Source organism: Larsenimonas suaedae (assembly GCF_023712105.1).
Taxonomy (GTDB): domain Bacteria; phylum Pseudomonadota; class Gammaproteobacteria; order Pseudomonadales; family Halomonadaceae; genus Larsenimonas; species Larsenimonas suaedae.
Map to the genome: position 1 here is coordinate 722,416 of NZ_JAMLJI010000001.1, position 24,048 is coordinate 746,463.

Consider the following 24,048-nt stretch of genomic DNA (forward strand, 5'->3'; position numbering starts at 1 on the left):
CAAGTCATGACCGATACCCAAACAACGCATAACGTGGGCCAAAGACTCAAAGACCTCCGACAGCAGCACCAACTGTCTCAGCGAGAGCTTGCAAAGCGCGCCGGCGTCACCAATAGCACGGTGTCCTTGATCGAACTCAATACGGTCAGCCCGTCCGTCAGCTCACTTCGAAAGATTCTGGACGCCATTCCAGTATCGCTCAGCGAGTTTTTCGCCGAAGAAGCAACGAGCCAGACCAAGTTTTTCTACAGGGCAGATGAACTGGTTGAGCTTGGAGACGGTCACCTGTCATTTCGAATGATAGGCAATCACGGCAAGCACCGCGCAATGACCATATTGCATGAACGCTACCCAAGCGAGGCCGACACGGGCGCAGATATGCTGAGTCACGACGGTGAAGAAGGTGGCATCATCGTCGAAGGAGAAATCGAATTGACCGTCGACGGTGAAACACGGGTACTGAAAGCAGGCGATGGGTATTACTTCGATTCCAGCCTGCCCCATCGATTTCGGAACGTGGGCGACGCACCCTGTGTCATCGTAAGCGCCAATACGCCTCCCACGTTCTCAGAGGGCCAGTTCAGAAGTGATAAGGCTCACTCCTGACCAGAGTCTCCCAATCAGAGTCAGCGCGTACCGAAAATCTTGTCTCCGGCGTCGCCCAGGCCGGGGACGATGTAGCCTGACTCATCAAGGCGCTCATCAACAGAGGCCGTATAGATCTCGACATCGGGATGCGCCTGCTCGACCTTTTCAATGCCTTCTGGCGCGGCGACCAGCACGATTACCTTGACCTGAGAGCATCCTTTCGCCTTCAGCATATCGATAGTAGCCACCATCGAACCGCCTGTTGCAAGCATTGGGTCAATCACGATGGCCAGGCGCTCGTCCAGGTCACTGACAAACTTCTCGAAATACGGCACCGGTTCGAGGGTTTCCTCGTTGCGGTATAGCCCGACCACGCTGATACGCGCACTCGGCAGAAGCGCCATGACACCGTCCATCATGCCAAGACCGGCACGCAGAATCGGAACAATCGTTACCTTCTTGCCCTTGATGTGCTCGACTTCGATCTTCTCGCCGTTCCAGCCATCAACAAACGTCTTTTCGACCTCAAACCCCTTGGTCGCCTCGTACGTCAGCAACTCAGCCACCTCAGAAGCAAGCTCCCGGAAGTTTTTCGTGCTGACACGAGCGGTGCGCATCAAGCCGATCTTGTGTTTGATCAGCGGGTGGTCAATTTCATGCACACTCATGCAATCATCCTTTTCTAAAATCGTTCGGTTTTAACTGTTCTCGTCGCCACAAATGGGCTGTGCGATCACTCGCTGACGCGTGCTGGCAATCGCCAATCGATCGGCTCGAGACCGTGCTCGACGAGAAACTGATTTGTTTGGGAAAAATGACGGCACCCCAGAAAACCGCGGTGCGCAGACAGCGGCGACGGGTGTGGGGCGTGAAGCACCAGATGCTTCTTGCGATCAACAAACGCGGCCTTCTTCTGGGCATAACTTCCCCAGAGCAAAAACACGACATGATCACAGGATCGATTGATCGCCTCGATGGCACGATCGGTGAACTGCTCCCACCCCTGTCCACGGTGAGATGCAGCCTGACTCTGCTCGACCGTCAACACGCTGTTCAACAACAACACACCCTGTTCGGCCCAAAATTTGAGATAGCCGTGATTGACCGGCTCGAAGTCGACCGTATCCGCGGCCAGCTCCTTGTAGATATTCACAAGAGACGGGGGCGTCTTGACATCCGGTCGCACCGAAAAGCACAGGCCATGCGCCTGTCCGGGACCATGATAGGGGTCCTGACCAAGGATAACGACCTTGACTCGATCCAATGGCGTAAGCTCAAAGGCCTTGAACCAGTTCGATGAGTGAGGATAGATCACCTTGTGCGCGGCTTTTTCATTGGCAAGAAATGCGCGCAACGCCTGCATGTAAGGCGTCTCGAATTCCTGACCGATCTCATTGGCCCAGCTTTCGGGAAGCGGCGTCGTCATGACGATTCGGAGCTGCCGCGCTGAGCGGCAAGCGGCTCAATGTAGGACAGCGCCATATCCCAGGGAAACTGAATCCAGGTCGCCTGCTCGACATCGACCACACTTAGATCCACCAACGCCTTGCCCTCGGGCTTGGCATACACAGTGGTAAACAAGGCATTGGGGAGCATGTCGCGAACGGCGCGTGCCGTATTGCCAGTATCAACCAGATCGTCGATCAAGAGCCAGCCCTGACCGTCGTGATCGACGCCCTTGAGCACGTCCAGACCGCCCTGATCCATGTGATCATAGCTTTTAATGCATACGGTATCGATCAACCGAATGTTCAGCTCCCGGGCCACCAGCGCAGCTGGAATCAACCCACCGCGCGTAATGGCAACGATCCCCTTGAACGGCTCTTCATGCGCTTCAAGCAACCGATGGCACAGAGTACGAACATCGCGGTGCAAACGATCCCATGAAATCGTCAGGTGAGTTTGATAACGTGCTTCACTCATTACATTCAACCTTGGCGATAACGCCCTTACTCGTTTTCCAGAAAACTACATACCGCAAAGACATTGTGACCCGACTGACGGATTTTTTCTGAGCCACCCAGCTCAGGAAGGTCCACAATGGTCGCGGTTTCAACGACATGGCCACCGCTTCGCTGAATGAGCTTGGCGGCCGCAAGCATAGTGCCGCCCGTCGCAATCAAGTCATCCATCACTACGATCCGATCCCCTTTTTGGAACGCATCGGAGTGGAGTTCAACCGATGACTCGCCGTATTCCAGGGAATACGTTTCACTGATGGTCTTGAACGGGAGCTTGCCCTTCTTTCGCACCGGCACGAAACTGCAGCCCAACTCATAGGCCAACGGTGCACCGATAATGAACCCGCGAGCATCGATCGCAGCAACGGCATCGACCTCAAGCTCCTGGTAGCGATGCACGAAACTGTCGATCAGTTTTCGAAACGCCGCACTGTTTTGCAAAAGCGGGGTTATGTCGCGGAAATTGACGCCGGCCTGCGGCCAGTCAGGTACCGTACGAATGACCGACTTGATGTAATCGCCGTAGATGCTCATGGCTTGGGCGCTGTCCTTTGTTGAATCAGGCAAAACACAAAACCGCGCATCTTAGCGAAAGCGAGGCAGTGAATCGAGTCAATTTATCACCGTGCGGCCAGCACACGCTCAACCGTTTCAACGATGGCCTGGGTTTGGGGATCGATCTCTATATTGACCGAATCGCCAATGCCCTTGTCGGCAAGGGTCGTGCGCGCCATGGTCTCAGGGATCAAGTTGACACAGAAACGTCCGTGATCGACTGCCCCAATCGTCAAACTGATGCCATCGATACCAATGTAGCCCTTGTCCAAGACGAACCGCGTGAAATCCATTGGTAAATCGAACCAGATTCGAAGGTTATTGGGCGCCGTATCCAACTCGACAATGGACGCCATGCACGCGATGTGACCAGACATCAGATGTCCGCCGATATCGTCCCCGACGCGCGCGGCGCGCTCGACATTGACCACATCGCCAGCTTCACGTTGCCCAAGCGTTGTCAGACGAAGCGTTTCACGCATCATATCGAAGGTGACACGCGTACCTTCAATGGAGGTTACGCTCAAGCAGCAGCCATCGAGGGCGACCGAGGCGCCAAGCGCCAGGCCATCGATCATGGGCTCAGGAAGCTCGACTTCAATCTGGGACAGCGCTTGCTGCCGTAGATGGGCAATGACCGGCGCTTTGGCCTGGACGATTCCGGTAAACACGCGACCTCCGATAAGGCGGAAGCACATCGGCACCGGGTTTTCCCGGCTCTGAATGCCCGCCTCTGGACAATGAATGGAATTGGCGTGACCATTTTGCCACGCGTTGACACGATGAGGCGAGCTATCTAAGATTGCGCTCCGTTTTTTCGCGCCGATTTGAACCCAGCTTGCGGGGCGCTTATAAATGCCGCTAAACGGGTGTGTCCAGCGTTGAGCCACCCTTCGGGGTGGCTTTTTTTATGTCTGTAGTACACTTGCATCTCTCACATTGCCGACACCTTGCCAGGTACCATGATTCAACTTGAGCAACTCAGTAAATTCTACGGCTCGGATCACGATGCGATCTGCGCACTAAACAACGTTGACCTGACGGTCCCCAAGGGCAGCATCACAGGCGTCATCGGTGTCTCGGGGGCGGGGAAAAGTACGCTCATTCGCTGCGTCAACATGCTCGAGCGTCCAAGCAGCGGGCGGGTTCTGGTCGACGGCCAGGACCTTACTCAGCTCGATGCACCAGCGCTTCGCAAAGCGCGCCACGACATCGGCATGATTTTCCAGCATTTCAATCTGCTCGATTCTCGCACGGTCTATCAGAATATCGCGTTTCCCCTGGAACTGATGGGCTTTGACAAGAACGCTATGAAAGAGCGTATTACGCCTCTTCTGGAACTGACGGGGCTCAGCGACAAGAAAGACCGCTACCCTTCTGCGCTTTCAGGCGGTCAGAAACAGCGCGTCGCCATTGCACGAGCCCTGGCCAGCCGACCGAAAGTTCTTCTGTGCGACGAGGCCACCTCCGCCCTCGACCCGCAGACCACCTCCTCCATCCTGGAACTGCTTCGTGAAATCAACCAGGAACTTGGCCTGACTATCCTTTTGATCACGCATGAAATGGAAGTGGTCAAATCAATCTGTGACAGCGTGGCACTGATCAGCGGCGGCGAACTGGTCGAGACATCAAAAGTCGGGCCATTTTTTACCGCCCCGAGCACAAAGCTGGGCCGAGAGTTTCTGGAGGAATTCCTTCGCATCGACCCGCCAAAATCGCTGCTTGACCGGCTCTCCAGCGATGGAAGCGATAAACCCTATCCGGTGATACGTATCATTTTCAACGATGAGAATGTCGCATCACCACTGATCTCCCAGTTGGCGCGCTCGTTCGAACTGGACATCAGCATTCTTCAGGCCAAGATCGAGGACATCCAGGGGCATACCCTCGGCCTGATGATCGCCGAATTTCGTGGCAACGCCGCACATATAGAGAAAGCGCTTGCCAGACTGTCCGATATGCAACTGTCCACGGAGGTTTTAGGGTATGTCGACTGACATGATGGCTCTTATCGGCCACGCCACATTGCAAACGCTTTACATGGTCTTGATCAGTGGCATTATTTCAGGTGTGCTGGGCCTGGCGCTCGGACTGGCACTTTACGTGACACGACCGGGTCAGATCCTTGCGTATCGCCCGGCGTTTCTGGTCACAAGCGCAGTAGTCAATATCGGGCGTTCGATTCCCTTTATTATCCTGATGGTGGCCATCGTTCCCTTTACTCGCCTTGTCGTCGGCACCTCCATTGGCACCAATGCGGCCATGGTACCGCTGACGATCGCAGCGATCCCCTTCGTTGCCCGACTGATCGAAGGTGCATTGAACGAGATTTCGCCCGGACTGATCGAGGCGGCTCAGGCCATGGGGGCGACACCGAAGCAGATCGTAACCAAAGTACTGATCCCGGAAGCGCGAGGCGGCATCATTACGAGCATCACCATCACGATTGTTACACTCATAAGCTACTCGGCCATGGCCGGTGCCGTTGGCGGTGGCGGTCTGGGTGACGTCGGCATTCGCTACGGGTATAACAGGTTCGAGCCGTTGATCATGCTGGTGACGGTCGCCATCCTGGTAATCATGGTTCAAGGCGTGCAGATGCTCGGCGACTCGATGGTCAAACGCGCCAACCACAAATAAGACACCACATCACTAAAGCAGGGAGTTCATCAATGCATCTACCTATTCGTTCACTGGCCCTGGCTGCCCTCACCCTCGGCTCGGTCGCATTGGCCGGCTGCGGCAACTCGGAAACCGATGACACCACGGTCAAGGTCGGCACGATGTCGGGCCCTGAAACCACGGTCATGGAAACGGCCAAGAAAATCGCCAAGGATAAGTACGGGCTGGACGTTCAGATCGTTGAGTTTACTGATTACAACTCCCCGAATGCGGCGCTTGCTGATGGCAGCCTCGACGCCAACGCGTATCAGCACAAACCGTATCTTGAAAGCATGGTCAACGATCGTGGCTACAAGTTTGCCACTGCAGGCGCAACATTTGTCTATCCGATCGGCGCCTATTCCAAGCGCTACGACAGTATCGACGATCTGCCGGAAGGTGCCACGATCGCTATTCCCAACGATCCGTCCAATGAGGGCCGCTCCCTGATCCTGATGGATAAAAAGGGACTGATCACACTCAAGGACAATACCGATCTGAATGCCACGCCGATGGACATTTCAGAGAACCCACATAACTTCAAGTTCAATGAGATCGACGCCGCTCAATTGCCACGCACGCTTCAGGACGTCGACCTTGCCTTTATCAACAATACCTACGCCCAACCAGCCGGCTTGAGCCTGCAGGACGACGCGCTTATCAAGGAAGGTCCGGATTCACCCTACGTGAACCTGATCGTAGTGCGTGAAGGTGACCAGGATAAAGAAAAGATCAAGCATCTGGTCGAGGCCTACCAGACAGACGAAGTCGCTGAAAAAGCGAAAGAGCTGTTCAAGGGCGCCGCCGTTCCCGGCTGGGAATAATGAAGACGGCTCGCCGGCCATCATGCTCGGCGAGCCTTGATGCCATTTCGATGTGAGTCTTGATTTAATGACAGACACGCTTTTCGACCGCCAGCTGGATGCGCTCCTGGATACCCGAGATTGGGTAACCAATACCGCCCAGATGAGCGCTTTTTTGTTCAATACACTTTCGGACGTCAACTGGGTCGGGTTTTACCTGCATCGCACGCCATCGGTTCTGAGTCTCGGCCCCTTTCAGGGCAAGCCCGCCTGCAACCCAATCCCCTTTTCAAAAGGCGTTTGCGGCAAAGCTGCCACCATGCGCCAAACTCAACGCGTCGATGACGTTCATAGTTTCCCCGGCCACATTGCCTGCGATGAGGCGTCACGCGCCGAGCTGGTCGTTCCTCTCGTGGTTGGCGATACGCTCTGGGGAGTACTGGACATCGACAGCCCGCGCCCGGAACGATTCAGTGTCGACGACGTCGAGCTTATAGAGCGCCTGTGCGCTCTATTCATCGAGCGCACCGACCTCATCTAAAAAAACGGGCGCCATCGGCGCCCGTTTTTTATACAGCGTTTAGAAACGTCAAATGGGGATCACTCTTCAAGCTTGTTACCTTCAACGTGCGCAAGCATCAGACAGAACCGGTCAGGCGTTTTGGCTTCTCCCGTCTCACGGTCAATGAAAAAGACATCAAAGCCCTTGGCACGACGATAGGCATTCCACGACCCACCGTAGACATTGACATGACCAATGCCGTCACACATGACACCGCGTGTGTGCACCGTGCAATGAATCAAGTAGTTACGAAGCTGGGGCGCACCATCTTCTAATAGAAAACGCACACGACCCGGCTGGCTGTCATCGATTTCCGTAAAGCACCCGGTGCCTGTTGACGGGCCGGAGTCCCAGAGTACCTGCTGAGGGATCGCGACAGTGGTTTTTCGAACCTTACTGTCACACTGGAAATCAGCCTCACCGACCAGCCCCCCAATACTCCAGGAGGGAAAGCTGTAGCTTTCCTTGAGGTCATTGCCGTCATCATCCTTACCCTGAAGGAAGTGAAGCTTGCCTTGCCAGCTGCCATCATTGCCGCGCGAGGTGAACACTAGACTGCCGTTTTTCAGGTCGCGATGACGATAGCCGGTGTTATTGCCGGCCATGATGTAAAAGTCGCCAACGTTTGAATAGACCTTGTCATAGCCGGTTTCAAGCGTCAGGTCCCCCTTGCCGGTCCACTGATCGCATTCAGACTTGATCGATTCGTGATCGATTCGAAGCGCCTGACCGGTCGGCGTTCGAATAACCACATTACCCTCGCCCGTCATGACACCGCCAACACGGTTATCGTGCGTATCACTGTTGAATACATTGATCCAACCAAATACCGCGTAATTGGCACTGGCTGTATTGTAGAAAAGCTGTTGATACATCTCGGTAGTCACACAGCGCGCCTCTTCAGCGCCGTTACGATGCTCCCACCAGTTACCTTGGAAGTGGGAGTGATAGATTACCTTGCCATGAATGGCCCGACCCGTAACGCGTTCGAAAATGTTATCGACGAAGCTTGCACCGTAGAGTTCACCGTCGACCAGAATACAGTCATGAACGTAATGGAAGTGGTTTCGAATAAATCGGCTGGTCGTACACAGTGAGGCATCCTGAAGATGGATCGCCGTCTCGACCGAGGTAAAGGTATTGTCCAGCAGCGACAGATCCACCCCGCCCGGCGTTTCAATCGCGCTTTTGAAATTGTGAAACGAGCAGTTCTGAACCAGATTGACGTAAGATGTCATTTCAAGCGCGGTATGGGTTTGATTGCGATCATGAAAGGCAATCCCGATTACGTTCTTGCCGACCTTGGTAAACATGGCTCCGTCGAGATCGGAGCCGGTAATCAAGCTTGAATAGGCCGCTTTTTGGCCGAAGTGATCCTTACTGCCACCGATCAGACTGACACGACCCAGCTCGATCGTTTCATTGATGACAAATTTACCCTCGTGCGGAATGACCACCGTTCGCGTCTTGCCATCGGCGATTGCGGCCTTGATCGCAGAAGAGCTGTCATTTTTACCAGAGGGATCAGCGCCCCACAGCAGAATATTGCCTCGCTCCTCACCTTCTGTGACGCGCTTCCAACGACACCCGCCCTTGGTGACGATAATCATGCCGTTGTCATCAGCGCTTTTAGTATCGCCCGAGGCAACGAACCGACCGCCTCCACAGTAGGGGTAGGTGTGATAAAGAACCTGGACGATTTGCTTTTCCGCTTCAGGTTCGTAGGCTCGCAGCTTTTCGACGTTTTCAACAGTGATCACGGCATTGGCGGTTGTTAGTTCAGTCATTAGGCTTCTCCTTAGGTCCCTGTGTAGCGCAGTCCGAAGCGTGCACCGCTTCCCGACTCCACAGCCCTATTTGTAAGAGACACCTAAAAAAGAATCTAACGATACGCCGAGTAAGCGCAAAGCTTACACCCGACCAACACAAAAAAAGCCCAACTTTCAAAAAGTTGGGCTTTCGGGATCTGGTAGGACCGAGCGGATTTGAACCGCTGACCTCCACGATGTCAACGTGGCGCTCTAACCAACTGAGCTACGGTCCTGTATAGCGATGTCATTGATCGGGTTTATTGGTAGGACCGAGCGGATTTGAACCGCTGACCTCCACGATGTCAACGTGGCGCTCTAACCAACTGAGCTACGGTCCTGCAAGGGGTCTTGCCTGATCAACGCTGCGCTATTTTACGGATTTGCCCTTTGAATGCAAGCATTTAAATTACTTTTTTTAAGCGGCCGGGATCAGGCTAGTCCACATAAGTGCACCAACGGACGCACCAATGATCGGCCCAAGAATCGGAATCCATGCGTAGGACCAATCCGAGCCGCCCTTACCTGCGATCGGCAACAGCGCATGGGCCAATCTGGGGCCAAGGTCTCGCGCCGGATTGATGGCGTAGCCCGTCGGCCCCCCAAGGGACAACCCGATGGCCCAAACCAGCCCACCCACCAGAAACGGCAGTAGTCCACCGGCAATAGAGCTTGAGTGAACGATCGCCCCGATACCAACAATCAAGGTGATCGTGCCGATCACTTCGCTCAGGACATTGCCGAACGGATGCCGGATTGCCGGCGCCGTACAAAAGATGCCGAGCTTACTTTCTTTCGATTCCGTCAGCTTCCAGTGCGGCAAATACGCAAGCCAGACACAGATCGCCCCGACAAAACACCCAAGCATCTGAGCCGCGATCATCCCGAAAACCACATTGGCCTCGACGTACATGCCCATGACCCACTTGGCGATGGTCACCGCCGGATTGATATCGGCCCCGGGCGAGCCCATTGCGTTGGCAACGAACACGCCCATCATGACCGCAAGACCCCACCCGGTGGCAATGACCATCCACCCACTGTCCTTGCCTTTCGTTCGCTGCAGCAGCACGTTGGCCACCACCCCGTCTCCGAACAAAATCAGAGTCAGCGACCCAAAAAATTCCCCAATGTACGCATGCATGACACTCTCCTTTTCGTCGTGTTTAAGGGCTTAATCCTGATTGTCGGATTTAACCCGGGACACGGCGTCGAGCCAGCCGGCATAGAGTGATTGACGCTTGTCATCGGAAAACTGCGGATAAAATGAGCGCTCTTTGTGCCAAAGCGAGGTGATGTCTGAAAGCGACTCATACCAGCCAAGCTTCAAGCCTGCCAGATAGGAGACCCCAAGCGCGGTGGTTTCAAGCACTGTCGGACGATCGACCTGAACATCGAGAATGTCGGCCAAGAACTGCATGACCCAATTGTTGCTGACCATGCCACCATCGACCCGCAGTGCCGCCGTGGACGCCGTCACATCACGGTTCATGCACTCCTGAAGGTCACGTGTCTGATAGCAGACCGACTGCAATCCGGCCGCCACCAGTTCGGCAATGCCGGTATTTCGGGTCAGCCCGAAAATCGCGCCCCGCGCCTGCGGATCCCAGTGTGGCGCCCCCAGCCCGGTAAAGGCCGGCACCAGATACACGCCGTGGCCATCGTTGGTCTCGCGCGCAAGATGTTCTGTTTCCGAGGCATTGGAGAAGAGCTTCAATCCATCGCGCAGCCACTGAACTGTCGCGCCCGCAATGAAAATACTGCCCTCCATCGCGTAGGTGACCTTGCCATCCAGGCGATACCCAACAGTGGTCAACAGCTTGTTATTGGATACCTCTGCTCGCTCGCCGGTGTTCATGATCATGAAACAGCCGGTGCCATAAGTGCTTTTGACCATGCCCGGCTCGAAACAGGTTTGACCGATCAAGGCAGCCTGTTGATCGCCGGCAACGCCTGCAATCATCAGGCTCGCCCCCAGAAGCTGAGCATCGGTTCGCCCGAACTCATCACTTGAATCCATAACCTCCGGCAGCATGGACGCCGGAATACCAAACAGCTCCAGAAGATCACGGTCCCAGCACTGCTCATGAATGTTGAAAAGGCAAGTGCGAGAGGCATTGGTCGCATCGGTTCGATGCTCGCGTCCTCCCGTAAGCTTCCAGATAAGATAAGTGTCGACCGTTCCGAACAAGAGCTCGCCTCGCTCGGCACGCTCGCGAGCCCCATCTACATTTTCTAGAATCCAGCGAAGCTTGGTGGCTGAAAAGTACGGATCGATCAAAAGCCCGGTCTTGCTTTGGATCTTTTCGTCATGCCCTTGAGATTTCAGGGAGCGGCAATAATCACCCGTGCGACGATCCTGCCAGACGATGGCGTTGTAGACCGGCTCGCCGGTGTTCTTGTCCCAGACCAGGGTGGTTTCGCGCTGGTTGGTAATACCGATCCCGGCGATCGAATGCACGGTCTTGCCGCTATTGGTGATGGCCTGCTTGATGGTTCTAAGCGTTGACCCCCAAATATCATCCGGATGATGCTCAACCCAGCCGCCCTCAGGGAAATGCTGTGGAAATTCTTCCTGAGCCAATGAAACAATATTGCCGGTCTTGTCGAACAAGATGGCTCTGGAGCTGGTTGTACCCTGATCAATGGCGAGCATGAGAGAGGTCATGGCGAAGTCCTTTGTGTCTCGGATGTCATGTTCATTTATTTTCACTTTCGAACATTGGGTACAGTACTGGCATGTCGCACATACAAACAAACTAAAATTGCGTGAACGTCCTTAGACATTGGTAGAGCAGCATTCACCAACGGCGCGCAAACCGACCATTCTTGATGAAGGAACGTGGCTTGATGTCCCAACATAAACGCCAGGACGAAATGGTGTCGCTGATACAACAGCAGAAGTACATAAGCATCGAACAGCTGACCGCGCATTTTAACGTAACGCCCCAGACCGTTCGCAGAGACCTTAACGTACTCGCGGAAAAGGGCATGATCCGGCGGGTTCATGGCGGGGCGGGAAGCATCGAATCCAGCACCGTCAACACGTCCTACAACACGCGTAAAACGCTGAATTATGAGGAAAAGAAAGCGATCGCGGCCACCCTTGCGTCGCATATCCCCGACCACAGCTCCATTTTCATCAATATTGGCACCAGTACCGAACTGGTGGCCGAAGCCCTGCTCGACCACAAGGGGCTTGAGGTCATCACCAACAATCTGAACGTGGCCGCCATGATGCACGCCAAGGATGATTTCAACGTCATTGTGGCCGGCGGCGTGGTGCGCTCTCGTGACGGGGGCATTATCGGTGAGGCCGCGATCGATTTCATAAACCAGTTCAAGGTTGATTTCGGCATCATCGGCATCAGCGGCATCGACGAAGACGGCTCGCTGTTGGAGTTCGACTATCAGGAGGTCCGCGTCGCCCAGGCCATCATCGGCAATTCCCGACACGTGTTTCTGGCCGCGGATCATTCGAAATTCATGCGTCGGGCAGTGGTTCGCCAAGCCCACATCAACCAGGTCGACGCCCTTTTTACCGACGTTCGCCCGCCCGATGCGTTTTGCGCACTGCTCGATGAGTCCGATGTTCGGCTCTACCTTCCGGAGTCGGACTCGACGAGGTAATGGATTGATGTTCGTTCGAACTTGTATTATTTTCTTTTTCGAACATAAATGACACATCGAAGACGACTTCGGCGGAGAACAGCATGGCACATCAGCAAACGCCCCTATTGGACATGTATGTCATTGGTGGAGGCATTAACGGCACTGGTATTGCCTGCGACGCTGCCGGCCGGGGTCTGAGCGTCGGGCTCTGCGAGCAGGCTGACCTTGCAAGCGCCACATCCTCGGCGTCCAGCAAGCTGATTCATGGCGGCCTGCGCTATCTCGAGCATTATGAATTTCGTCTGGTCAGAGAAGCGCTTCACGAGCGGGAAGTCTTGCTCAAAAAAGCGCCGCACATTGTCTGGCCGATGCGCTTTATCCTGCCCCACCAGCCGCATTTGAGACCGGGCTGGATGATTCGAACGGGACTTTTCCTCTACGACCATCTAAGCCATCGGGACAGCCTGCCCAAGGCCAAGAAACTGACGTTCGGTTCGGGTTCACCGTTGTCCTCAGACATCAAGAAAGGTTTTGAGTACTCAGACTGCTGGGTTGATGATGCCCGCATGGTGGTACTCAACGCGTTGCAGGCCAAGCAAAATGGGGCCGAGGTTCTGGTCAGAACCCGCTGCGAGCAGGCCCGCGCCGATGAAAACGGCCACTGGGAGCTCACGCTCAAGGATATGCTGACCGGTGAAACACTCGTCCGTCGAGCCCGAGTTCTGATCAATGCTGCCGGCCCGTGGGTGGAATCCTTCATCCGAAACGAAACCCAGCGAAAGCCGCGCTACGGCATCAAGATGATCAAGGGCAGCCACCTGGTCACCAAACGCATCAATACCGACGATCGCGCTTATATCCTTCAAAACAAGGACAAGCGCATCGTGTTCGTGCTGCCCTATCAGAACGACTTCAGTCTCATCGGTACCACCGACGTCGCCTACGACGGCGACCCATCCAAGCTGACCATCAGCCAGGAAGAAACCACGTATCTATTGGACGTGCTCAACGACCATTTTGACGCACGCATCACCGAAGATGACATCGTCACCAGCTACTCAGGCGTGCGCCCGCTTTGCGATGACGAGTCCGACGACCCATCAGCCATGACGCGGGACTACACCTTGAACCTCGATGCCGAGAAGGCGCCGATGCTTTCCGTGTTCGGCGGCAAGATCACCACATTCCGCAAGCTCTCGGAAGCCGCACTGCACGAGTTGAAAGCCTATTACCCGACCATGCGTGGCGACTGGACGGCAGAAGCCACCATGCCCGGCGGCGACATCACCGACCGGCTCGAGTACGCCAAGACCTTGAAAGCCAACTATCCCTTTTTGGAGACCAAGACGGCCGAGCGTTTTGCCTCGAGTTACGGCACGCTCTGCGAGCAGTTCCTTGACGGCTGCAGCACGCTTGATGATCTTGGCGAGCAATTCGGCAGCGGCATGAGCGCCGCCGAGATCAACTATCTGATTGAGCAGGAATGGGCGCGTGAGCTTGACGACGTTATCTGGCGCCGAACCAAGATGGACCTGCGCCTCGATGACGCTCAAAAGAATCGCCTGAGCGACTACATCGCAGAACGCATCGCTCGTATTTACCCAGGCACGCCCAAGGCGGAAAGTGCTCAGGCCTGAAACGCTCTGGTGCACTCTGCATGAAAAACGCCCCGCTTAAGTAAGCGGGGCGTTGTCGGTTTGATGGGCCTTGCCTGACGATTACTGAATGCCGCCTTCGGTCAGCTTGGCCGGATCAAGATAGCGCTCGAGCTCCTCTTTCGACAGCTCGGTCTCCTCTTCGGCCACCTCCAGAATCGGCCGCCCTTCCTGATACGCCTTCTTGGCTACTTTCGCCGCCGCATTGTAGCCAATGACCGGATTCAAGGCCGTGACCAGCACCGGGTTTTTCGAAAGCGGAGCTTCAATGCTGTCCTTTCTGACACTAAAGGTTGCGATCGCGTTATCGGCCAGAAGGCGCGACACGTTGGTCAACAGCGTTATCGAGGAAAGAACATTACTCGCCATCAGCGGCAGCATCACATTGAGCTGAAAATTACCGGACTGACCGGCCACGGTGACGGCTGCGTCATTACCGATAACCTGCGCCGCCACCTGCGCCGCCGACTCGGGAATGACCGGATTGACCTTGCCGGGCATGATGGAACTTCCTGGCTGAAGCGCTTCGAGCTCAATCTCGCCAAGCCCCGCAAGCGGCCCGGAATTCATCCAGCGAAGGTCATTGCTGATCTTCATCAACGCACACGCGAACGCCTTGAGGTGCCCGGAAAGCTCGACGGTAGCGTCCTGTGAGCCAAGGCTTGCAAAGAAGCTGTCACTGGGCGCGTACGAAAGCCCGGTGTGCTCACCCAGCACCCTGGCAAACCGCTCGGCAAATTCCGGGTGCGCATTGATGCCGGTGCCCACTGCCGTGCCGCCTTGTGCAATACGAAGAAGGCGACGCTGTACGTCTTCAAGGCGCTCAACCGACTGCGCCACCTGAGACGACCACCCTCCAAGCTCTTGGCTCATCTTGATCGGCATGGCGTCCATCAAATGGGTGCGCCCTGTTTTTACGACGTCTTCGACCTCGCCGGCCTTGGTATCGATCACCGCGCTCAGGTGCCTGAGCGCCGGCAACAGCGTTTCATGCAGAGCCATCGATGCAGACACATGAAGCGCCGTGGGGATCGTGTCGTTGCTGCTCTGCCCCATATTGACGTGGTCATTGGGGTTGACCTCGAGCTCATCGCTTGACGCCAGGTGAGCGATAACCTCGTTGACGTTCATGTTGGTCGAGGTGCCCGAGCCCGTCTGGAACACATCGACCGGGAACTGGTCCTGGTGCTTGCCTGAAAGCAGTGTGTCGGCAGCCGCAATGATGGCCTCGGCGCGGGGCTTATCCAGAAGTTCAAGGTCGAGATTAACCTGGGCGGCAGCCCGTTTGACGTGTACCACTGCCTTGATGAACTCGAACGGCAGGGGCTGACCGCTGACCGGAAAGTTATTGATCGCGCGCTGCGTCTGCGCGCCGTAAAGCGCCGATTCCGGTACCTCGAGCTCACCCATGCTGTCACGTTCAATGCGCGTATTGGCCATGCCTGTGTTCTCCCACTTGAGATTGAAACTGCGTTAGTGCGTTCAGGATAGACCCAGCACAAGGCGTTCGTCGAAAAAAGCAATGCGACTCATTACCATAAATGATTGAGTACCTGGCCAGAATGTGGGTAGAAGGCGCTCTACACCCGCTGGCGCGTCTTCTAGACTACAAACCTATGCGCGACGCGCCCTTATCACCGATGGAGTCAACGCCATGTGGATGCAAAAAGAGATCACCCTGAATGCGCGCTCGCGCGGATTCCACATCATCACCGACGACATCGAACGCGCCCTCAAGGACCTCGGCACGATCAAGACCGGACTTTTGAGCGTGTTCATCAAACACACCTCGGCTTCGCTGACCATTAACGAAAATGCCGATCCGACCGTACGCACTGACTTCGAAAGCTTCTTCGACCGCGCCGTGCCCGAAGACGAGCCGTATTTCGAACATGTCTTTGAAGGCAGCGACGACATGCCAGCCCACTTGAAAAGCAGCCTGCTGGGGCCGAGCGTTCAGATCCCGATTACGGACGGCCGGCTCAACCTCGGCACCTGGCAGGGCATCTATCTCTGCGAGCATCGCAATCACGGCGGCAGCCGGCGGGTCGTGATCACCGCGTTCGGCGAGTAACCCTTGCCCGCACATGACCATAAAAAACGCCGGGGCAGATCTGCCCCGGCGTTTTTCATATGACATCTTTGTGCTAACGCTCCCCTGCCCTTCGGGACTGCTTCCAGCGGTCGAACATGACCGCCAGCAGCAGGATCGCCCCTCGAACGAGATACTGATAAAAGGTCGGCACATTCAATAGCCCCATGGCGTTTTGCACGCAGCCCATGATCAGCACCCCGACCAGTACGCCGGTGATCGAAGCCACACCGCCCGACAGTGACACCCCACCCAGCACACAGGCAGAGATCACGGCAAGCTCCAGCCCCTGTGAGGTGTTCGGGTCGCCAAGGCCCATACGCGAGGTCAAGAGCACGCCGGCAATACCGGCCACCAGCCCCTGCAGCGCAAACACGGTGATCTTGAGCTTTCGTACGTTGACCCCGGCCAGAGCCGCCGCTTCGGCATTGCCGCCGGTGGCCAGCGTATTTCGACCGAAACTTGTCATGTTGAGGATGACCCCGAACACCACAAAGCACGCGATCATCGTCCACACCGGAAGCGTCAACCCCAGAAAGGCCGCGCTGCCGAGATCGAAAAAGCCCGGCACCGTGATCATGACGGCGTCACCGCCGGAGGTGATGTAGGCAAGCCCGCGCACGAACTCCATCGCGGCAAGGGTCGCAATCAGCGAATTGATGCCAAAGCGCGCCACCACAAACCCATTGAACGCTCCGACCGCCGCGCCGGCGGCAATGCCCGCCACCACGCCGATGAAAACGCTGCCGCTGGTCGATGTGATCACCGCGGCTACCACCCCGGCGAAGGCAACGATCGAGGCAACCGAGAGATCCACCTCCCCAAGCGCCAGCACCATCATCATGGTGGTCGCGATCGAACCGATCAAAGTGACCGACAGCAACAGCCCCACGATGTTACGCCCGGTCAGAAAGTCCGGCACTAAAATCGAGAGCCCGGCGAACAGCAGAATGAACACCGCAATCAGACCGGACGTATCCAGTAATGTGCGAAGCGGCTTTGGCAGCCGACGCCGCGTCGGCTCGCTTACCGAGGACGCGGCGGTATCGTGTTGAGACATGGCGTTTTCCTTATCATTGTTAAGAGCACAACAAGCGCATCGAGAGCAGACGAGATGACTCGATCAGGCCGGCAGCGCCAGCCCGAGCAGACGTTCGGGCGTGGCGTGCTCCCGCGAGACGATGTCCAGCAGTTCGCCGTCTCGCATGACACCGATGCGATCGCAGATCGAACTGACCTCCGCCAGATCGCTCGAGATCACCAGCACGCTCTTGCCCTGTTCGGCCAGGTCATAAAGCAGGCTATAGATGTCACGGCGGGCGCCGACATCGATCCCTCGGGTCGGCTCATCCATGATGAACAGATCGATTTCCTCGGCCAGCCAGCGCGCCAGAATGACCTTTTGCTGGTTGCCACCGGACAAGTTCGCGATCGGCGTGCGCGGCCCCGGCGTCTTGATGCTGAGCGCACGAATGTAGTGCTGCGTGGTCTCCATCTCGCGGGCCGTGTGTCGAAAAAGACCAAGTCGTTTGAAAAAACGACGGCAGCTGATGTTGAGGTTGTCCGACACACTCGCGACCGGAAAGATGCCCTGGGATTTACGGTCTTCCGGGCACATGGCGATGCCGGCTCGAATCGCGGCCTGGGCGCTGGTGTAGCGACTGCGCTGCCCCTTGAACATCACGGCGCCGTCGCTTGCGCGCTCGGCGCCACAGACCAGACGCATCAGTTCACTGCGCCCGGCGCCGACCAGACCAAAAAGCCCCAGCACCTCGCCACGACGCACCTCAAGCGATACCGGCGCGCGAACGCCTCGCCCCTTCAGGCCGTCCAGCGCCAGCAGCACCTCGCCAATGTCACGCGGCCGGTAGCCGTACACGTCCTCGATGTCACGGCCAACCATTTCGCTGACCAGCGTGTCGTTGTCGACCCCCTCAAGCGTCTCGTGAGTGCAGATGTGACGCCCATCTCGAAAGACGGTGATCGCATCGCACATCTCGAACACCTCTTCCATGCGATGGGTAACGTACAAGACGACCCGTCCTTCATCACGAAGGCGTGCAACGATCCGCTTCAGGTGCCGGGTTTCCTGAACCGAGAGCGAGCTGGTCGGCTCATCGAAGGCAATGATGCGCGCATCCCGTAACAGCGCCCGCCCGATCTCGATCATCTGCTGCTGGCCGACCGACAGCTCACGCACCTTGGTTGCCGGGTCGAGCGCCCCTTCGCCCAGATCATCCAATATAGCGAGGGCGCGCTCGCGCAGGCGCCGACGGTCCACGAAGCCGTGGTGAGCCGGCAGCTGCCCCATCAGAAGGTTTTCCGCCACCGACAGATTCGGTGCCAGTGTCAGCTCCTGATAAATGATGGCGATGCCGCTTTTGAGCGCCTCGCGGGCGTTGGCGAACACATGCGACGTGCCCTGGATCACCAGATGCCCCTGGGTTGGCGTGTTGACACCGCTCAGCACCTTCAAAAGAGTCGATTTCCCCGCGCCGTTTTCCCCCATCAGGGCGTGCACCTGCCCCTGATGTGCGGCGAAACTGACGCCGTCGAGCGCCTTGACCCCCGGGAACTCAACGGTCACGTTTTCCACGCGAAGATATGGTTCGTTCATGGCCCTGCTCCTGTCCGACATGAGTACACGTTCTGACCGATAACGGGCTTACAGGCCGAGATCGTCGCGTACCTCCTGCCAGTTCTCACGGGTCATGAGCGTGCCGGTAGTTTCAGTATTGGCCTTGGGCTTATCCCCGGTGGTGATCCAGGTATAGAGGTTGTCTGCGGTTTGACGGCCATGCATGGTCGAGCTGACCGCCATGGTGCCGTAAAAGCCTGTGGGGTTCTTGCGCGAGAATTCGGCAAAGGCGGCACCTGAGCCGTTGATGCCAACGCCGATGACCTGATCGGGTGACAGCCCGTACTGCTCACTTGCGCGCACGCCGCCCAATACGCTTTCTTCATTAAGGGCATAGATAACCCAATGATCGAAGTTGCCGTGTTTTGAAAAGACCGGTGAGGCCGCAGCAAATGCGCTGCTGGTGTCGGTGTTCTGTTGGGGCGCGTCAAAAATGTTGGCCTTGACGAACCCGGACTCAAGCAGTGCCTGGGTCGCACCATCAGTGCGCTCCTTCGCGGTCGGCAACTCATAGTTGGTAATACGAAGTGCGGCCACGGACTTTGGATCCCAGCCGCGGGCCTTCATCTCGGCCGCGATCGCCTTGCCGACCTGCTGGCCGATCTTGTAGCCCGACATGCCAAGGTGCGGCACCGACTCGATGGGCTCACCGCCCGGCCCTAAAAACCGGTCGTCAACGGTAATGACCTTCATGCCGTAACGCTCGGCCCGGTTGACGATGGCCGGCCCAAGCCGGACATCCGGCGGACAGATCACGAACCCCTGAGCACCCTGAGAGTGAAGGTTATCGATCGCACTCAAGACCTGCTGGCCATCTTCGCCTGCAAGGCGCACCACCGAAAACCCTTTATCCTCGCCAAGTTGGGTCGCCGCCTTTTGTTCGTTGATGAACCAGGCTTGTTCGGGCTTTTTGACGATAAATCCGATCTTGACGTCGTCCTGGGCCTGGGCACTGCCCATGCAAACTCCAAGACTCAGCCCGAGCGTCAGTAAGGAAGGTTTCACAAAGCGGATCATTGGCGTTCTCCGGCCTAAAGGCTCAATTGTTGTTGGACACTGTCTCCTGCTTTGAGCCGATAGTAGAGGCCGAACCGATTACAGAGTAATAACGGTTGGACGCCAAACCGATACCTTATCTGGTATCAATAAAGCGCAGAGCCATACAGTACGGGCGTTGTCGCCCGCCCGTGAGTAAAACGCCATGAACTAAAGTTGTCTTCGACTTTCGCGAAAGTCCGCTGTCGTCAGCGGTACACGACGCACAGGCCACCCTTAAAAGGGGCAGCGGGGAGGGAAAAATAATCAGGGGGCATGCAAGCGATCAGATAAAAACGTGTTACCACCCAAGCGCTTGCTTGACGAAGGGAATGGTCAATTTGCGCTGTGCCGACAGCGAGGCCTCATCAAGACGCGCCAATGTATCGAACAGCGTTGTCAGTTGGCGCGGGCCTCGGTGGCAGAGATAACGCCCGACTTCATCGGGAAGCATCATCCCTCGGCTCCGCGCCCTGAGCTTCAATGCCTCGAGCCGCTCGTCATCGTTGAGCGGCTTGAGATGAAACGTGGTCCCCCAACTCAGACGCGAGCCGAGATCAGCCAGCTTGACCGGCAACTGACGTGGCGGCTTTTCTGCCGCGATAATCAGTCGCCGACCCGCGTCTCTCAATCGGTTGAAGCAGTGAAACAGCCCTTCCTCCCAGCGCTTGCGCCCGATCACCGTGTCCAGATCATCGATCGCGATCAGCTCGAGATGCTCGATGTCCTCGAGCATCAAGGGGGGGAAATGACCAATGTCTGAGAGCGGGAGATACAGCGTGGAAATACCCTGCTGGCTGGCCTCATGACAGGCGGCTTGAAGCAGATGACTCTTGCCGGATTCAGGCGCACCCCACAGATACAGAAACTGCTCGCCCGTCGGCGTAGGCTGGCGCACGAGCTGATCGACCAGTGTCTGGTTGCCCCCGGCCATGAAGTTGGCGAAGGTTGCATCGTCTCGCAATCCAACTCCCAGCGGGAGCTGAGCCGGCCCGGACATCATGTCAGCGCGCATCCTGATCGATCTTGGAGGAAGAGGAGTACATGGGGCTTTCTTTATACTGAGTAAACAGGTAGCGCAATACTACCATGAGCACCGCCGCGACCGGCAACGCCAGCAGCACGCCGACAAACCCGAACAACTGCCCACCGGCCATGACCGCAAAGATCACCACCACCGGATGCAGCCCGATGCGATCACCAAGCAAAAGCGGCTGGAACACCATGCCTTCAAGCAGTTGCCCAACGACGAACACCCCCCCAACGCCGAGGAGCGGCAGCCAGTCCTGAAACTGGAAAAACGCCACCAGCTCAGCAATCGCCACCCCGACAATCACACCAAGATACGGCACAATACTCGCCATACCGGCAATGATCCCGATGAGAAAGCCGAACTTGACCCCCAAAAGCGTCAGCCCGATGGCGTAAACAATGCCGAGCCCCAGCATCACCAGCAGCTGGCCGCGCATGAACGCCCCAAGCACTTCATCGCACTCACGCGCAAGCCGGGTGACGGTAGACACCCAATCGCGGGGAATCGCATCCTTGATCTTGGCCTTCATGCGATCCCAGTCCAGCAGCAGATAGAAGGTCACGACCGGAATGATCGCAAGGTTGCCGATCAAAAACGCCAGCGCGAGCCCCGAACGCGACAGCTGAGTCAAAAACTGGGCGGCAATGGAGCCGGTTTCCTTCCAGTGCCCGGTCACGATATTTCTGAGCTGATCGAAATCGGCGGAAAAATCCGACCCGGTCCAGGACTGGATCGTGGGCATGACCACCTGCTGCACCCAGTTCAAAATAGCCGGAAGCGCTTCAACGAACTGAATCAACTGCCGCCAGAGCACCGGCAATACGATGATGGTCAACCCGATGACCGTGATCGACAAGAGAGAAAACACCACCGTCACCGCCAAACGCCGGGATAGCCCACGCGCCTCGAGCCGATCCGCCAGCGGGTCGCCCAAATACGCAAGGATCGTGCCGACAAAAAACGGCATCAAGATCGGCGTCAAATGTGAAAACAACCACAGTCCGGCAATTGCCCCGCCAATCCCCCACCAAAATCGCATCGACATGCTGTCATCCTTGTTGGTCTTGCCTACCTGATGCAGGCAGTTTAATGGCTTTATCGATTCCTGCCATCACGGCCCGAGCTTCGTGCCCGCGGGCCGAGGCGATGTTATACTCGCGCTTTATTTTTGGCCGCAGGGCCCAGGTCACCGTACAGCACAGGAACATACATGACTTCACACTCCGATGCTCCCTTAAGCTACAAAGATGCCGGCGTGGATATTGACGCCGGTAATGCACTGGTCGATCGCATCAAAGGCGTTGCCAAGCGGACCCACCGCCCCGAAGTCATGGGTGGTCTGGGCGGCTTTGGCGCCTTGTGCGAACTGCCCAAGGGATATGACGAGCCGGTTCTGGTCACCGGCACCGACGGCGTGGGCACCAAGCTGCGACTGGCCATGGATCTTGGCAAGCACGACACCATCGGTATCGATCTGGTGGCCATGTGCGTCAACGACCTGGTCGTTGCCGGCGCCGAACCGCTTCAGTTCCTTGACTACTACGCGACCGGCAAGCTCGATATCGACATCGCCTCTCAGGTCGTGACCGGCATCGGCGAAGGCTGTCTGCAGGCAGGCTGCGCCCTGGTGGGCGGTGAAACGGCAGAAATGCCGGGCATGTACGAAGGCAACGATTATGATCTGGCGGGGTTCTGCGTCGGGGTAGTCGAAAAACGCAAGATTCTTGATGGTCAAAAGGTCAAGGAAGGCGATGTGGTGCTGGGCCTTGCCTCGAGCGGCCCGCACTCCAACGGCTACTCGCTGATTCGAAAGATCATCGAGCGCAGCGGCGAGTCACTGGATCAGCTCATCGACGGCGTTCCCTTGAGCGACGCACTGATGGCGCCGACACGCATCTACGTCAAGCCGCTGCTGTCCTTGATCAATGACAGCGACGTAAGCGTCCATGCGCTGTCGCACATTACCGGCGGTGGTCTGCTCGAAAACCTGCCCCGCGTTCTGCCGGAAGACGCTACCATCCATATCGACACAACACGCTGGACGCGTCCGGCCGTGTTCGATTGGCTCCAGCGTCAGGGCAACGTCGATGACCATGAAATGTACCGCGTGCTCAACTGCGGCATCGGCATGGTCGTGGTCGTGGATCAAGCCGATGCCGAGCGCGCGGCCGATCACCTCAAGGCACAGGGTGAGACCGTCTACACCCTCGGCCACATCCAGTCGCGAAGCGCCGACGAAGAACAGGTACAGCTCGCGGGGCTTGATGCATGACGTTTGAAGCCGAAACCGCCGACGCACGCAGGATCGTCGTATTGATCTCCGGCAGCGGGAGCAACCTTCAGGCACTTCTTGATGCGATGGAGCATGACGAGCTCGGGGGCAACGTCGTCGCCGTCATCAGCAACAAGCCCGACGCCTATGGCCTTGAGCGCGCCAAGGAAGCGGATGTGCTGACCGAGGTTGTGGAGCCGAGCAAGTTTCGGCATTTTCACGACGAACGCGACCGCGAGCTTTATGACGCTGAACTGATTCGCGTGATCGACCACCATCAGCCCGACCTGGTGGTGCTGGCCGGCTTCATGCGCATTCTCACCAAGAGCTTTGTGCTTCGCTACCACGGTCGGCTGATGAACATTCATCCATCATTATTGCCAGCGTACAAGGGCCTCGATACGCATGCGCGCCTCCTGGCCGATTCAGGTACCGAGCACGGTGCCAGTGTGCACTTCGTCACCGAGGAACTCGACGGCGGGCCGATCATCGTGCAGGCCGCGGTTCATGTGTTGCCGGACGACACCAAGGACACGCTGGCCGAGCGGGTGCTCAGTCGTGAGCATCTGATCTACCCCATGGCAGTACGCTGGTTTCTTGACGGCCGGCTGCAATTGAACGATTCAGGACTGACCTTGGATGGCCATGCCCTGCCGGCGTCGGGCCTTCGACTTGCCGCCGATGACGTGACCGACGACGACCTTTAAGCCGTTCGTTTTCCGCGCAATAAAAAAGCCGCCCTCCCGGGCGGCTTTTTTATTGAACGCTTGAAC

The 24,048-nt window shown here is 56.8% G+C and carries 24 protein-coding genes and 2 tRNA genes; 10 read left to right on the top strand and 16 right to left on the bottom strand.

Annotated elements, in window-relative coordinates; all coding sequences use genetic code 11:
* Positions 1–6: 6 nt before the first annotated feature.
* Positions 7–606, top strand: a complete 600-nt coding sequence (locus NAT49_RS03460) for a cupin domain-containing protein (RefSeq protein ID WP_251590327.1) — start codon at positions 7–9, stop codon at positions 604–606.
* A gap of 20 nt (positions 607–626) precedes the next feature.
* On the opposite strand, the gene upp is transcribed toward NAT49_RS03460, so the two are convergent.
* The 5 genes from upp to NAT49_RS03485 all read right to left on the bottom strand — a co-directional run bounded on the left by upp (position 627) and on the right by NAT49_RS03485 (position 3,775).
* A complete protein-coding gene (gene upp, locus NAT49_RS03465) occupies positions 627–1,256 on the bottom strand; it encodes a uracil phosphoribosyltransferase (RefSeq protein ID WP_251590328.1) in 630 nt (209 codons plus the stop codon).
* Between the two features lie 65 nt (positions 1,257–1,321).
* Positions 1,322–2,014 (bottom strand): uracil-DNA glycosylase, encoded by a 693-nt coding sequence (ung, locus tag NAT49_RS03470; RefSeq protein WP_251590329.1) that lies wholly within the window; start codon positions 2,012–2,014, stop codon positions 1,322–1,324.
* A complete protein-coding gene (gene gpt, locus NAT49_RS03475; protein WP_251590330.1) occupies positions 2,011–2,511 on the bottom strand; it encodes a xanthine phosphoribosyltransferase in 501 nt (166 codons plus the stop codon). Before gpt ends, ung begins: the two co-directional genes overlap by 4 nt.
* Positions 2,512–2,537: 26 nt before the next feature.
* Complete coding sequence (locus NAT49_RS03480; protein WP_251590331.1) at positions 2,538–3,083, bottom strand: adenine phosphoribosyltransferase; 546 nt, start codon at positions 3,081–3,083, stop codon at positions 2,538–2,540.
* Positions 3,084–3,169: 86 nt separating this feature from the next.
* Positions 3,170–3,775 (bottom strand): riboflavin synthase subunit alpha, encoded by a 606-nt coding sequence (locus NAT49_RS03485; protein WP_251590333.1) that lies wholly within the window; start codon positions 3,773–3,775, stop codon positions 3,170–3,172.
* A gap of 291 nt (positions 3,776–4,066) precedes the next feature.
* Here NAT49_RS03485 and NAT49_RS03490 point away from each other — a divergent pair, with 291 nt between their 5' ends.
* From NAT49_RS03490 to NAT49_RS03505, 4 genes are all read left to right on the top strand, one after another.
* A complete protein-coding gene (locus NAT49_RS03490; RefSeq protein WP_251590334.1) occupies positions 4,067–5,101 on the top strand; it encodes a methionine ABC transporter ATP-binding protein in 1,035 nt (344 codons plus the stop codon).
* Positions 5,091–5,744, top strand: a complete 654-nt coding sequence (locus NAT49_RS03495) for a methionine ABC transporter permease (RefSeq protein ID WP_251590335.1) — start codon at positions 5,091–5,093, stop codon at positions 5,742–5,744. The genes NAT49_RS03490 and NAT49_RS03495 overlap by 11 nt, the downstream gene beginning before the upstream one ends.
* 32 nt (positions 5,745–5,776) lie before the next feature.
* Entirely contained in the window at positions 5,777–6,589 is an 813-nt protein-coding gene (locus NAT49_RS03500) for a MetQ/NlpA family ABC transporter substrate-binding protein (RefSeq protein WP_251590336.1), read from the top strand.
* 67 nt (positions 6,590–6,656) lie between these two features.
* Positions 6,657–7,109 carry a GAF domain-containing protein gene (locus NAT49_RS03505; protein ID WP_251590337.1) on the top strand — a complete coding sequence of 151 codons (453 nt, stop codon included), beginning with the start codon at positions 6,657–6,659 and terminating at the stop codon, positions 7,107–7,109.
* A 59-nt stretch (positions 7,110–7,168) separates the two neighbouring features.
* Here the strand turns inward: NAT49_RS03505 and NAT49_RS03510 are convergent, their stop codons facing one another.
* The 5 genes from NAT49_RS03510 to glpK all read right to left on the bottom strand — a co-directional run bounded on the left by NAT49_RS03510 (position 7,169) and on the right by glpK (position 11,606).
* Positions 7,169–8,917, bottom strand: coding sequence for a putative phage tail protein (locus NAT49_RS03510; protein ID WP_251590338.1), 1,749 nt, complete (start codon positions 8,915–8,917; stop codon positions 7,169–7,171).
* A gap of 180 nt (positions 8,918–9,097) precedes the next feature.
* Positions 9,098–9,174 (bottom strand) — tRNA-Val (locus tag NAT49_RS03515).
* A 28-nt stretch (positions 9,175–9,202) separates the two neighbouring features.
* A tRNA-Val gene (locus NAT49_RS03520) sits at positions 9,203–9,279 on the bottom strand.
* Positions 9,280–9,356: 77 nt separating this feature from the next.
* Positions 9,357–10,082, bottom strand: a complete 726-nt coding sequence (locus NAT49_RS03525) for an MIP/aquaporin family protein (RefSeq protein WP_251590339.1) — start codon at positions 10,080–10,082, stop codon at positions 9,357–9,359.
* A 30-nt stretch (positions 10,083–10,112) separates the two neighbouring features.
* Positions 10,113–11,606, bottom strand: a complete 1,494-nt coding sequence (glpK, locus tag NAT49_RS03530; protein WP_251590341.1) for a glycerol kinase GlpK — start codon at positions 11,604–11,606, stop codon at positions 10,113–10,115.
* Between the two features lie 182 nt (positions 11,607–11,788).
* Between glpK and NAT49_RS03535 the strand changes: the two genes are divergently transcribed.
* Positions 11,789–12,568 (top strand): DeoR/GlpR family transcriptional regulator, encoded by a 780-nt coding sequence (locus NAT49_RS03535; RefSeq protein WP_251590343.1) that lies wholly within the window; start codon positions 11,789–11,791, stop codon positions 12,566–12,568.
* Positions 12,569–12,651: 83 nt separating this feature from the next.
* On the top strand, positions 12,652–14,187 hold the full coding sequence (gene glpD, locus NAT49_RS03540; protein ID WP_251590345.1) for a glycerol-3-phosphate dehydrogenase: 1,536 nt from the start codon (positions 12,652–12,654) through the stop codon (positions 14,185–14,187).
* An 81-nt stretch (positions 14,188–14,268) separates the two neighbouring features.
* Here the strand turns inward: glpD and NAT49_RS03545 are convergent, their stop codons facing one another.
* Complete coding sequence (locus NAT49_RS03545) at positions 14,269–15,645, bottom strand: class II fumarate hydratase (protein ID WP_251590347.1); 1,377 nt, start codon at positions 15,643–15,645, stop codon at positions 14,269–14,271.
* Between the two features lie 214 nt (positions 15,646–15,859).
* On the opposite strand from NAT49_RS03545, the gene NAT49_RS03550 reads away from it, so the two are divergent.
* On the top strand, positions 15,860–16,279 hold the full coding sequence (locus tag NAT49_RS03550) for a secondary thiamine-phosphate synthase enzyme YjbQ (RefSeq protein ID WP_251590349.1): 420 nt from the start codon (positions 15,860–15,862) through the stop codon (positions 16,277–16,279).
* A gap of 73 nt (positions 16,280–16,352) precedes the next feature.
* On the opposite strand, the gene araH is transcribed toward NAT49_RS03550, so the two are convergent.
* The 5 genes from araH to NAT49_RS03575 form a co-directional block, all read right to left on the bottom strand.
* Positions 16,353–17,357, bottom strand: a complete 1,005-nt coding sequence (araH, locus tag NAT49_RS03555; RefSeq protein ID WP_251590351.1) for an L-arabinose ABC transporter permease AraH — start codon at positions 17,355–17,357, stop codon at positions 16,353–16,355.
* A gap of 63 nt (positions 17,358–17,420) precedes the next feature.
* Complete coding sequence (gene araG, locus NAT49_RS03560) at positions 17,421–18,914, bottom strand: L-arabinose ABC transporter ATP-binding protein AraG (RefSeq protein ID WP_251590353.1); 1,494 nt, start codon at positions 18,912–18,914, stop codon at positions 17,421–17,423.
* A gap of 48 nt (positions 18,915–18,962) precedes the next feature.
* The gene (locus NAT49_RS03565; protein ID WP_251591931.1) at positions 18,963–19,895 is read right to left on the bottom strand and encodes an arabinose ABC transporter substrate-binding protein; all 933 of its coding nucleotides are present in this window, start codon (positions 19,893–19,895) and stop codon (positions 18,963–18,965) included.
* 376 nt (positions 19,896–20,271) lie between these two features.
* On the bottom strand, positions 20,272–20,973 hold the full coding sequence (hda, locus tag NAT49_RS03570; protein ID WP_251591933.1) for a DnaA regulatory inactivator Hda: 702 nt from the start codon (positions 20,971–20,973) through the stop codon (positions 20,272–20,274).
* A gap of 1 nt (position 20,974) precedes the next feature.
* On the bottom strand, positions 20,975–22,048 hold the full coding sequence (locus tag NAT49_RS03575; RefSeq protein WP_251590355.1) for an AI-2E family transporter: 1,074 nt from the start codon (positions 22,046–22,048) through the stop codon (positions 20,975–20,977).
* Positions 22,049–22,213: 165 nt separating this feature from the next.
* On the opposite strand from NAT49_RS03575, the gene purM reads away from it, so the two are divergent.
* Positions 22,214–23,275, top strand: coding sequence for a phosphoribosylformylglycinamidine cyclo-ligase (purM, locus tag NAT49_RS03580; protein ID WP_251590356.1), 1,062 nt, complete (start codon positions 22,214–22,216; stop codon positions 23,273–23,275).
* Positions 23,272–23,982: a phosphoribosylglycinamide formyltransferase gene (purN, locus tag NAT49_RS03585; protein WP_251590357.1), complete on the top strand. Its 711-nt coding sequence runs from the start codon at positions 23,272–23,274 to the stop codon at positions 23,980–23,982. Before purM ends, purN begins: the two co-directional genes overlap by 4 nt.
* Positions 23,983–24,048: the final 66 nt, after the last annotated feature.

Bases quoted from the DNA above. Each gene is read 5' to 3' on its own strand.
- araH (WP_251590351.1), bottom strand. From the start codon at position 17,357: ATGTCTCAACACGATACCGCCGCGTCCTCGGTAAGCGAGCCGACGCGG.
- upp (WP_251590328.1), bottom strand. From the start codon at position 1,256: ATGAGTGTGCATGAAATTGACCACCCGCTGATCAAACACAAGATCGGC.
- NAT49_RS03545 (WP_251590347.1), bottom strand. From the start codon at position 15,645: ATGGCCAATACGCGCATTGAACGTGACAGCATGGGTGAGCTCGAGGTA.
- NAT49_RS03500 (WP_251590336.1), top strand. From the start codon at position 5,777: ATGCATCTACCTATTCGTTCACTGGCCCTGGCTGCCCTCACCCTCGGC.
- NAT49_RS03480 (WP_251590331.1), bottom strand. From the start codon at position 3,083: ATGAGCATCTACGGCGATTACATCAAGTCGGTCATTCGTACGGTACCT.
- NAT49_RS03550 (WP_251590349.1), top strand. From the start codon at position 15,860: ATGTGGATGCAAAAAGAGATCACCCTGAATGCGCGCTCGCGCGGATTC.
- NAT49_RS03460 (WP_251590327.1), top strand. From the start codon at position 7: ATGACCGATACCCAAACAACGCATAACGTGGGCCAAAGACTCAAAGAC.
- NAT49_RS03505 (WP_251590337.1), top strand. From the start codon at position 6,657: ATGACAGACACGCTTTTCGACCGCCAGCTGGATGCGCTCCTGGATACC.
- hda (WP_251591933.1), bottom strand. From the start codon at position 20,973: ATGATGTCCGGGCCGGCTCAGCTCCCGCTGGGAGTTGGATTGCGAGAC.
- NAT49_RS03575 (WP_251590355.1), bottom strand. From the start codon at position 22,048: ATGTCGATGCGATTTTGGTGGGGGATTGGCGGGGCAATTGCCGGACTG.
- gpt (WP_251590330.1), bottom strand. From the start codon at position 2,511: ATGAGTGAAGCACGTTATCAAACTCACCTGACGATTTCATGGGATCGT.
- NAT49_RS03565 (WP_251591931.1), bottom strand. From the start codon at position 19,895: ATGGGCAGTGCCCAGGCCCAGGACGACGTCAAGATCGGATTTATCGTC.
- NAT49_RS03490 (WP_251590334.1), top strand. From the start codon at position 4,067: ATGATTCAACTTGAGCAACTCAGTAAATTCTACGGCTCGGATCACGAT.
- ung (WP_251590329.1), bottom strand. From the start codon at position 2,014: ATGACGACGCCGCTTCCCGAAAGCTGGGCCAATGAGATCGGTCAGGAA.
- NAT49_RS03535 (WP_251590343.1), top strand. From the start codon at position 11,789: ATGTCCCAACATAAACGCCAGGACGAAATGGTGTCGCTGATACAACAG.
- NAT49_RS03525 (WP_251590339.1), bottom strand. From the start codon at position 10,082: ATGCATGCGTACATTGGGGAATTTTTTGGGTCGCTGACTCTGATTTTG.
- purM (WP_251590356.1), top strand. From the start codon at position 22,214: ATGACTTCACACTCCGATGCTCCCTTAAGCTACAAAGATGCCGGCGTG.
- NAT49_RS03495 (WP_251590335.1), top strand. From the start codon at position 5,091: ATGTCGACTGACATGATGGCTCTTATCGGCCACGCCACATTGCAAACG.
- araG (WP_251590353.1), bottom strand. From the start codon at position 18,914: ATGAACGAACCATATCTTCGCGTGGAAAACGTGACCGTTGAGTTCCCG.
- NAT49_RS03510 (WP_251590338.1), bottom strand. From the start codon at position 8,917: ATGACTGAACTAACAACCGCCAATGCCGTGATCACTGTTGAAAACGTC.
- glpD (WP_251590345.1), top strand. From the start codon at position 12,652: ATGGCACATCAGCAAACGCCCCTATTGGACATGTATGTCATTGGTGGA.
- glpK (WP_251590341.1), bottom strand. From the start codon at position 11,606: ATGACCTCTCTCATGCTCGCCATTGATCAGGGTACAACCAGCTCCAGA.
- purN (WP_251590357.1), top strand. From the start codon at position 23,272: ATGACGTTTGAAGCCGAAACCGCCGACGCACGCAGGATCGTCGTATTG.